General features: G+C 46.1%; 10 protein-coding genes. 7 read left to right on the top strand and 3 right to left on the bottom strand.

Going from position 1 to position 8,632, the window contains the following annotated elements; genetic code table 11:
- Window positions 1-2 precede the first annotated feature (2 nt).
- From oppC to FHQ23_RS04610, 6 genes are all read left to right on the top strand, one after another.
- Entirely contained in the window at window positions 3-893 is an 891-nt protein-coding gene (oppC, locus tag FHQ23_RS04585; protein WP_442805438.1) for an oligopeptide ABC transporter permease OppC, read from the top strand.
- Between the two features lie 9 nt (window positions 894-902).
- Window positions 903-1,877 (top strand): ABC transporter ATP-binding protein, encoded by a 975-nt coding sequence (locus FHQ23_RS04590; protein ID WP_139613262.1) that lies wholly within the window; start codon window positions 903-905, stop codon window positions 1,875-1,877.
- 11 nt (window positions 1,878-1,888) lie between these two features.
- On the top strand, window positions 1,889-2,881 hold the full coding sequence (oppF, locus tag FHQ23_RS04595; RefSeq protein WP_139613263.1) for a murein tripeptide/oligopeptide ABC transporter ATP binding protein OppF: 993 nt from the start codon (window positions 1,889-1,891) through the stop codon (window positions 2,879-2,881).
- Between the two features lie 61 nt (window positions 2,882-2,942).
- Window positions 2,943-3,941, top strand: coding sequence for a substrate-binding domain-containing protein (locus FHQ23_RS04600; protein WP_139613264.1), 999 nt, complete (start codon window positions 2,943-2,945; stop codon window positions 3,939-3,941).
- Window positions 3,942-4,068: 127 nt separating this feature from the next.
- Window positions 4,069-4,428 (top strand): type II toxin-antitoxin system RelE/ParE family toxin, encoded by a 360-nt coding sequence (locus FHQ23_RS04605; protein WP_132967286.1) that lies wholly within the window; start codon window positions 4,069-4,071, stop codon window positions 4,426-4,428.
- A 1-nt stretch (window position 4,429) separates the two neighbouring features.
- Complete coding sequence (locus FHQ23_RS04610; protein ID WP_139613265.1) at window positions 4,430-4,738, top strand: helix-turn-helix domain-containing protein; 309 nt, start codon at window positions 4,430-4,432, stop codon at window positions 4,736-4,738.
- Window positions 4,739-4,831: 93 nt separating this feature from the next.
- Here FHQ23_RS04610 and ftsH read toward each other — a convergent pair whose 3' ends face one another.
- Together ftsH and rlmE are read right to left on the bottom strand one after the other, a co-directional pair.
- Window positions 4,832-6,805, bottom strand: a complete 1,974-nt coding sequence (gene ftsH / locus FHQ23_RS04615; RefSeq protein ID WP_139613266.1) for an ATP-dependent zinc metalloprotease FtsH — start codon at window positions 6,803-6,805, stop codon at window positions 4,832-4,834.
- Window positions 6,806-6,865: 60 nt separating this feature from the next.
- Window positions 6,866-7,495, bottom strand: coding sequence for a 23S rRNA (uridine(2552)-2'-O)-methyltransferase RlmE (rlmE, locus tag FHQ23_RS04620; RefSeq protein WP_139613267.1), 630 nt, complete (start codon window positions 7,493-7,495; stop codon window positions 6,866-6,868).
- A 187-nt stretch (window positions 7,496-7,682) separates the two neighbouring features.
- Here rlmE and yhbY point away from each other — a divergent pair, with 187 nt between their 5' ends.
- Window positions 7,683-7,982 carry a ribosome assembly RNA-binding protein YhbY gene (yhbY, locus tag FHQ23_RS04625; RefSeq protein ID WP_139613268.1) on the top strand — a complete coding sequence of 100 codons (300 nt, stop codon included), beginning with the start codon at window positions 7,683-7,685 and terminating at the stop codon, window positions 7,980-7,982.
- A gap of 66 nt (window positions 7,983-8,048) precedes the next feature.
- On the opposite strand, the gene greA is transcribed toward yhbY, so the two are convergent.
- Window positions 8,049-8,528, bottom strand: coding sequence for a transcription elongation factor GreA (greA, locus tag FHQ23_RS04630; protein ID WP_139613269.1), 480 nt, complete (start codon window positions 8,526-8,528; stop codon window positions 8,049-8,051).
- Window positions 8,529-8,632: the final 104 nt, after the last annotated feature.

Genomic DNA, 8,632 nt, shown 5'->3' on the forward strand with positions numbered 1-8,632 from the left:
ACATGGTCGAAAAATTCGCCAATAATTTGGCACAACAAGAAGTGGAAGGACGCAGCCTGTGGCAAGATGCCAAACGCCGTTTCTTCCATAACCGAGCCGCATTAGTCAGCCTGTTTATTTTGTCGCTGATCACCTTATTTGTGATTTTTGCGCCGATGCTGATGCCATTTCCGTTTGACGAAACCGATTGGAATATGATGTCCGCGCCACCGGATATTGAAAGTATGCACTATTTTGGCACTGACTCTTCTGGGCGTGATTTATTGGTACGGGTTGCCATCGGTGGACGAATTTCGCTGCTGGTTGGGGTTGCCGGCGCATTAATTGCCGTATTGGTCGGCACGCTGTACGGCGCAACATCGGGCTATGTCGGCGGCAAAACCGATGCGGTGATGATGCGGATTTTAGAAATTCTTAACTCTTTTCCGTTTATGTTCTTTGTGATCTTGCTGGTCACCTTTTTTGGGCAGAATATTCTGTTGATCTTCGTTGCCATCGGTATGGTGTCGTGGCTGGACATGGCGCGGATCGTGCGTGGACAAACCTTAAGCCTGAAACGCAAAGAGTTTGTTGAAGCCGCTATTGTCTGTGGCGTGCCGACCCGTCAGATTATCTGGCGCCATATCGTGCCGAATGTATTGGGCGTGGTAGTGGTGTATGCTTCGCTGTTGGTGCCCGGGATGATTTTATTTGAATCTTTCCTCAGCTTCTTGGGCTTAGGTACGCAGGAACCGCTGAGCAGTTGGGGAGGCTTGCTTAATGACGGCGCACGTTCGATGGAATATATGCCATGGCTGTTGATTTTTCCAGCGCTATTTTTGGTGACAACCCTGTTCTGTTTTAATTTTATCGGCGATGGTCTACGTGATGCCCTCGACCCTAAAGATCGTTAAGGAAAGATGATGACAAAATCCAATTTATTACTTGATGTCAACGATCTGCGTGTCATTTTCAAAACCCATGACGGCGATGTGACTGCGGTCAACAATTTAACCTTTGCGCTGCAAGCCGGGCAAACGCTGGGGATTGTCGGCGAATCCGGCTCCGGCAAGTCACAAACTGCTTTTGCCTTAATGGGGTTGCTCGCTGACAACGGGCGAGTTGAAGGTTCTGCCAAATTCAACGGCGAAGAGATTCTGAATCTGCCGAAAAAAGCGCTAAATCGGCTGCGTGCCGAGCAGATTGCGATGATTTTCCAAGATCCGATGACGTCACTGAATCCTTACATGAAAGTCAAAGAGCAGTTGATGGAAGTGCTGATGCTGCATAAAGGGCTTGATCGCAAAACAGCTTATCTTGAATCGTTGGCAATGTTGGACGCGGTGAAAATGCCGGAAGCCAAAAAACGCATGGAGATGTATCCACACGAATTTTCAGGCGGTATGCGGCAACGGGTGATGATTGCGATGGCGCTGTTGTGTCGCCCAAAACTGTTGATTGCCGATGAACCGACCACCGCACTTGATGTGACCGTGCAGGCGCAAATTATGTCGCTGTTAAACGATCTGAAACAGGAGTTTAACACGGCGATTATCATGATCACTCACGACTTGGGGGTGGTTGCCGGTATTTGTGACAATGTGTTGGTGATGTATGCCGGACGCACCATGGAATATGGCTCTGCCGAACAAATTTTCTATCAGCCGACCCATCCGTACTCCATCGGGTTGATCAACGCAGTGCCCAAACTCAATGAAGAGTCGAATACCTTGATTACGATTCCGGGCAATCCGCCGAATCTATTAAATCTGCCGCAAGGCTGCCCGTTTCAGCCACGCTGTCGGCATGCCACCGCACAATGTGTGCAAGCGCCACCGTTACGCCGCTTTGACGGCAATCGCCTGCGGGCTTGTTATATTCCGATTGCGGAAATGTAGTGGAGCAACCGATGCAACTTGAAAATAACAACAATTTATTGCTCGAAGTGGACAATCTAAGCGTTCATTTCAAAATTAAAAAAGACAAAAGTGCGCTTTTCAGCAAAGCACAAACGCTGAAAGCCGTGAATCAGGTGTCGTTCAAACTCTATCAGGGCGAAACACTGGGCGTGGTCGGCGAATCCGGTTGTGGCAAGTCCACCTTGGCTCGTGCTATTATCGGCTTGGTGAAATCCGCCGGCGGCAAAATGCTATGGCTGGGGAAAGATTTAAGCAGCCAAAACAGCAAACAATGGAAAGCATTGCGCAACGATATTCAGATGATTTTTCAGGATCCGTTGGCATCGCTTGACCCGCGTATGACCATCGGCGATATTATTGCCGAGCCGTTAAAGGTTTACCAACCGCACTTGAAGCGCCAAGAAATTAAGCAACGGGTGCAGAATATGATGGCGAAGGTCGGGTTGTTGCCAAATCTGATCAATCGCTATCCGCACGAATTTTCCGGCGGGCAATGCCAGCGGATTGGTATTGCCCGTGCCCTGATTATCGAACCAAAACTGATCATCTGTGACGAACCCGTGTCAGCATTGGACGTTTCAATCCAAGCACAGGTCGTCAATCTGCTGAAATCGTTGCAACAAGAGATGGGGCTTTCTCTGATTTTTATCGCCCACGATCTGTCGGTGATCAAGCATATTTCCGATCGCGTATTGGTGATGTATTTGGGCAATGCGGTGGAGCTGGGTGATTATCGTTCAGTTTTCCAACATACCAAGCACCCTTATACCAAAGCGTTGATGTCTGCGGTGCCGATTCCCGATCCGAAGCTGGAACGCACTAAGCAGATTCAGCTGTTGGAAGGCGATTTGCCTTCGCCGATTAATCCGCCGTCCGGCTGCGTGTTCCGTACCCGCTGCCCGATTGCCGATAGCCACTGCACGTTGGATAAGCCGTTATTACTCGGCGAACCACAGCATTTGGTAGCCTGCTTTAAGGTCTAAGCCCTGCACCGCACTTTGATACTGTGCAAGCAGCAAAGTGCGGTCAGCAATATGGAAATCTATGCAGCATAAACGACCGGTTCTACAAGACATCGCCAATCATCTCGGCATCACCAAAATGACCGTGAGCCGCTATCTGCGTGATCCTAAAACCGTCGCACCTGCCACGCGAGAGAAAATCGCTGCTGCAATCGAACAGTTTGGCTATATTCCCAATGTTGCCTCACGCATTATGTCGAGCGCCAAAAGCCATGCCATCGGTGTGTTAGTGCCCTCGCTGACCAACCAGGTGTTTGCCGATGTGATCAAAGGCATTGAATCGGTAACCGAGCTGTCGGGCTACCAAACGATGTTGGCACATTTTGGTTACTCACCGGAAATTGAAGAGCAACGGATTCGTTCGCTACTCTCGTATAATGTTGATGCGCTGATTCTGTCAGAAAACGTGCACAGCAAACAGGCACTGAAAATGCTGCAAGTCGCCAATATTCCGATTATCGAAATCATGGATCTGAAGCACAGCAAACCGGTGGCACAAGCGGTCGGTTTTGATAACCGTTTAGCATCACAGCAGATGACCGAAGTTATGATTCAGCAAGGGCGCAAAAATATTGTCTATTTTGCCGCACGCATGGATCAGCGTACCTTACAGAAAATTGAGGGCTATGAAAAAGCGATGCAACAACACCAGCTGCAACCCTATAAGCTGCTGACTGAACAAGCATCATCATTCAGCTTAGGCGCACAGCAGTTGCGGCAAATTATCGCACAGCGCCCAAATACCGACGGCATTTTATGCACCAATGACGACTTGGCAATCGGTGCGGTATTCGAATGCCAACGACAAGGTATTCCGATCTCACAACGCATCGCTATCGCCGGTTTTCACGGTCACAACGTCGGGCAAGCGATGACGCCACAGCTCGCCTCAATCATTACCCCTCGCTTTGAAATCGGCAAAATTGCCGCCCAAGAAATCATCGACCGCCTAAACGGCATCGCCATTGCGCAGGAAATTATTGATACCGGCTTTAAAATTCATTTAGGTGAGAGTTTATAAGCGCAGTGTCACTGTCATTTTACTGAGAAAATCTTCAAATTATCCCTGTAGATAAGTCAAAATAACGATTGACTTATAAGTTTCAGCTTATAAAATAATTATAAGCTGAAACTTATCGAATGGAATGATGAAAAATATAGTCCACTGGGTAGTAATTACTACTGAGCGTTTTGATACATGGTTACTAGCGCAAGATGAAGATACTCAAGATAGCGTGCTCGCTTACCTTCACCTCTTAAAGAACGAAGGGCATAAGTTATCGCGACCTTACGCTGATACTATCAAAGGTTCTAAATATGCTAATATGAAAGAATTGCGTATTCAACATCAGGGATCACCACTTCGAGCATTTTTTGCATTCGATCCGCTTCGTCAAGCAATTGTGTTGTGTGCTGGCGATAAAAGTAATGATAAACGATTTTACGAAAAAATGATCCGTATCGCAGATAACGAATTCACCAATTACTTGAAAATGCTAGAGAAATAATATGAAAAAATATATTACATTAGATGAAATAATGGCGAGATTGCCAGCTGAACGCCAAGCTAAAATTCATGAGAAAGCACAAGAATTAATCCTTGAAGTTGGTCTATCCCAATTGCGTGAAGAACTGGAGCTTTCTCAAAAGGACTTGGCGCAAACGCTTGGAATATCTCAACCTGCGGTCGCTCAAATTGAACAACGAGGCAATGAATTAAAACTTTCCACTTTAAAACGTTATGTTGAAACAATGGGGGGTAAACTCAGCCTTTCGGTCGAAATGCCAACAGGAAATAGTCACATTTTTCATATTTAGTCATTGAATATTAATAAAAATTTGCCCCTAGTCAGTTGGTTATTAAATCAACTTTTTAGGGGCAGATTTTGATAGCTATCAACCGAACAGAACTTAGGCTTTATTTTCCGGATTCTGGTCATCGTCACTGTCAGAGATGATTTCCTCTTCCAACTCCGTTGGTTTTTTTACCTCATCCGCTTTAGCCTGCTCCTTTGTAGCTTGATCCTTTGTAGCTTGCTCTGATTTAGCTTTAGTATCTGCTTTTTCATCACCTTCCCAGCCCGGTGGTGGCGTGACTTCACGACGTTCCATCAACTGGCGAATCTGCTCTTCTTCGATGGTTTCATATTTCATCAACGCATCTTTCATCGCGTGTAAAATATCCATATTGTCCAACAGAATCTGTCTGGCACGCTGATAGTTACGCTCGACAATTTGACGGACTTCTTCATCAATCAAATGAGCGGTTTCGTCAGACATATGTTTGGCTTTCGCCATTGAGCGTCCCAAAAAGACTTCACCATCATCTTCAGCATATAAAATCGGCCCCAATTTATCGGAGAAGCCCCATTCAGTGACCATTTTGCGCGCAATATTAGTGGCAACTTTAATATCGTTCGAAGCACCGGTAGAGATATTTTCCTCGCCATAAATCAGATCTTCTGCCAAGCGGCCGGAATACAGCGTCGACAGCTTACTTTCCAATTGCTTGTGGCTGATACTGACTTGATCCCCTTCCGGCAAGAAGAAGGTTACCCCTAGCGCCCGTCCACGTGGAATGATGGTGACTTTATGCACCGGATCGTGTTCCGGCACTAAATAACCGACAATCGCATGGCCTGCTTCATGATAAGCCGTCGATTCTTTCTGTTTCTCGGTCATGATCATGGTGCGACGTTCCGGCCCCATGTTGATTTTATCTTTGGCTTTTTCAAACTCGACCATGGTCACGATACGTTTATTGTGACGTGCCGCAAACAGCGCCGCTTCGTTAACTAAGTTCGCCAAATCTGCCCCGGAATAACCCGGTGTACCCCGTGCAATCACCATTGGGTCGACATCCGGTGAGACCGGTACTTTACGCATATGCACTTTCAAAATATGTTCACGTCCACGCACATCCGGCAGACCGACGGTCACTTGACGGTCAAAACGTCCCGGACGGGTCAATGCCGGATCCAGCACGTCTGGACGGTTGGTCGCAGCAATCACGATAACGCCGGAATTACCTTCAAAACCGTCCATTTCGACCAACATTTGGTTTAACGTTTGTTCACGTTCATCGTGTCCGCCACCCAAACCAGCGCCACGTTGGCGTCCGACCGCATCGATTTCATCGATAAAAATCAAGCAAGGTGCGGCTTTTTTAGCTTGTTCAAACATATCACGCACCCGTGATGCGCCGACCCCGACAAACATTTCGACAAAGTCCGAACCGGAAATCGTGAAAAACGGCACTTTTGCTTCGCCGGCGATCGCTTTTGCCAGCAAGGTTTTACCGGTTCCCGGTGGCCCGACCATCAAAATGCCTTTCGGAATTTTACCGCCCAATTTTTGGAATTTACTCGGATCGCGCAAGAAATCGACGACTTCACCAACCTCTTCTTTCGCTTCATCACAGCCTGCAACATCGGTAAAACGGGTGGTATTTTGTTCTTCGGTCATCATGCGGGCTTTGCTTTTGCCAAAACTCATCGCTTTGCCGCCACCGCCTTGCATTTGGCGCATAAAGAAAATCCAAACGCCGATCAACAACAGCATCGGGAACCATGAAATCAAAATCTGTGAGAATAAGCCGCGTTTTTCCGGCGGCGTGCCGGACACTTTGACATTTTTCTGAATCAAGTCATCCAAAATTTTGGCGTCGTAAATCGGCATGACAGTTTGGTATTTATCACCATTACTTTTGGTCACGGTAATTTGACTGTCATCAAAACGTGCTTCAGTTACCTGATTATTGCCCACATCGGAAACGAACGCAGTGTAATCCACACCGCTTTTGGCTTCCGAATCGGAATTAAAACTTTGAAACACGGACATCAGAATGACACCGATTACCGTCCACAAAATTAAGTTTTTTATCATGTCGTTCTTCAAGGCTCAACCTCGTTTATTCCTTGTTTAACAAATCGGTAGCATAGATTACTATAATTTGTAACCGGTTGCTACAATATATACTTCTCGCGATCGACCACGAGAGGCTTCAGGTTTCCGTACTTTCACCACACCAAACAGAGAACGAATCTCTCTCAGGTACTCGTCGAAGCCTTCTCCCTGAAAAACTTTTACGACAAAACTGCCTTTATTTGCCAATACCTGACGACACATATCCAACGCCAGTTCCACCAGATACATCGCCCTAGGAATATCCACCGACGGCATACCACTGAAATTGGGCGCCATATCCGACAATACCACATCAACTTTGCCGTCACCGACCCGTTGTAGCAGTGCTTTCAACACGCTCTCTTCGCGGAAATCCCCTTGCAGGAAATCCACTCCAGCAATCGGATCCATATCCAGGATATCACAGGCGATCACCCGCCCCTGACTGCCAATCTGTTTGACCACATATTGCGACCAGCCGCCCGGCGCTGCGCCCAAATCGACCACTGTCATATTCGGTTTAAACAAACGGTCAGTCTGCTGGAGCTCATCAAGTTTAAAGTAGGCACGTGAACGCAGTTTTTGTTTATGTGCTTTTTGCACAAAGTGATCTTTAAAGTGTTCATTTAACCAGCGAGTCGAGCTGGCAGAACGTTTTTTCTTTCCCATTTTATTTTATCTCTTGAGATAATTACCTAACTCAAGCGGTAATTATGTTAATATGGCACTTAAATTAATAGATTCAAGTCTAAATAATCAATTATTCAAACTTTTCTATTGTGATGTAACAATGTAGGTTTAATGTTTAATCTCAGCCTGCGTTACAAGAATTATACCTACGTTAAAAGGATTTTTTATGGCAATCAACTTAACCACAAAACAAAAACAGTATTTAAAAGGCTTGGCACATAACTTGAAACCGGTTGTGATGCTTGGCGCTAACGGGTTAACCGAAGGCGTTGTCGCCGAAATCGATAATGCCTTGAGCCATCATGAGCTGATTAAAGTGAAAGTTGCCGGTGCGGAACGTGAAACCAAGCAATTAATCATCGATGCAATTGTGCGTGAAACTACCGCCACCGCAGTGCAATTGATCGGTCATATTTTGGTGTTGTATCGCCCAAGCAAAGAACCAACCATCAAACTCCCCAAATAACGTAATACTAACAGGTCGGGCTACAATCCGACCTGTCAGACCGCACTTTTATCGTTTGCCTTTGTCTTAGCCTTGATACAGCACATCAACGATATCAAATTCTACCTTGCCGCCCGGTGTGGTGATCGAGACACTATCATCAATTTCCTTGCCGATTAAACCGCGTGCAATCGGCGAATTCACTGAAATCAAACCGCTCTTGATGTCCGCTTCGTCATCACCGACAATTTTATAGCTGACCTCTTCTTCTGTATCCAAATTCATCAATACAACCGTCGCGCCAAAAATCACTTTACCGTTATTTTTCATCTTGGTAATGTCAATAATGTGGCAGTTAGAAAGTTTGCCTTCAATATCCTGAATCCGTCCTTCGCAAAATCCCTGCTGTTCCCGTGCTGCATGATACTCCGCATTTTCTTTTAAATCGCCGTGCTCACGCGCCTCGGCAATCGCTTTAATAATTTCCGGACGGCGGACGTTTTTCAAAAACTCCAGCTCTTCTTTTAATTTTTCCGCACCCTGTACGGTCATCGGAATCTGTTTCATCATTTTTCCTCTGTGATCATTTTTATTTTTTACAGACAAAACAAAACCACAACATAGTTTGTATGCTGTTAGATTGCTGACAAAGGTTAAAATACACGATTAAT

Source organism: Testudinibacter crocodili, from assembly GCF_006228025.1.
Classification (GTDB): domain Bacteria; phylum Pseudomonadota; class Gammaproteobacteria; order Enterobacterales; family Pasteurellaceae; genus Chelonobacter.

Excerpts from the sequence above, each read along its gene's own strand:
- oppC (WP_442805438.1), top strand. The coding sequence starts at position 3 with ATGGTCGAAAAATTCGCCAATAATTTGGCACAACAAGAAGTGGAAGGA.
- FHQ23_RS04590 (WP_139613262.1), top strand. The coding sequence starts at position 903 with ATGACAAAATCCAATTTATTACTTGATGTCAACGATCTGCGTGTCATT.
- oppF (WP_139613263.1), top strand. The coding sequence starts at position 1,889 with ATGCAACTTGAAAATAACAACAATTTATTGCTCGAAGTGGACAATCTA.
- FHQ23_RS04600 (WP_139613264.1), top strand. The coding sequence starts at position 2,943 with ATGCAGCATAAACGACCGGTTCTACAAGACATCGCCAATCATCTCGGC.
- FHQ23_RS04605 (WP_132967286.1), top strand. The coding sequence starts at position 4,069 with ATGAAAAATATAGTCCACTGGGTAGTAATTACTACTGAGCGTTTTGAT.
- FHQ23_RS04610 (WP_139613265.1), top strand. The coding sequence starts at position 4,430 with ATGAAAAAATATATTACATTAGATGAAATAATGGCGAGATTGCCAGCT.
- ftsH (WP_139613266.1), bottom strand. The coding sequence starts at position 6,805 with ATGATAAAAAACTTAATTTTGTGGACGGTAATCGGTGTCATTCTGATG.
- rlmE (WP_139613267.1), bottom strand. The coding sequence starts at position 7,495 with ATGGGAAAGAAAAAACGTTCTGCCAGCTCGACTCGCTGGTTAAATGAA.
- yhbY (WP_139613268.1), top strand. The coding sequence starts at position 7,683 with ATGGCAATCAACTTAACCACAAAACAAAAACAGTATTTAAAAGGCTTG.
- greA (WP_139613269.1), bottom strand. The coding sequence starts at position 8,528 with ATGAAACAGATTCCGATGACCGTACAGGGTGCGGAAAAATTAAAAGAA.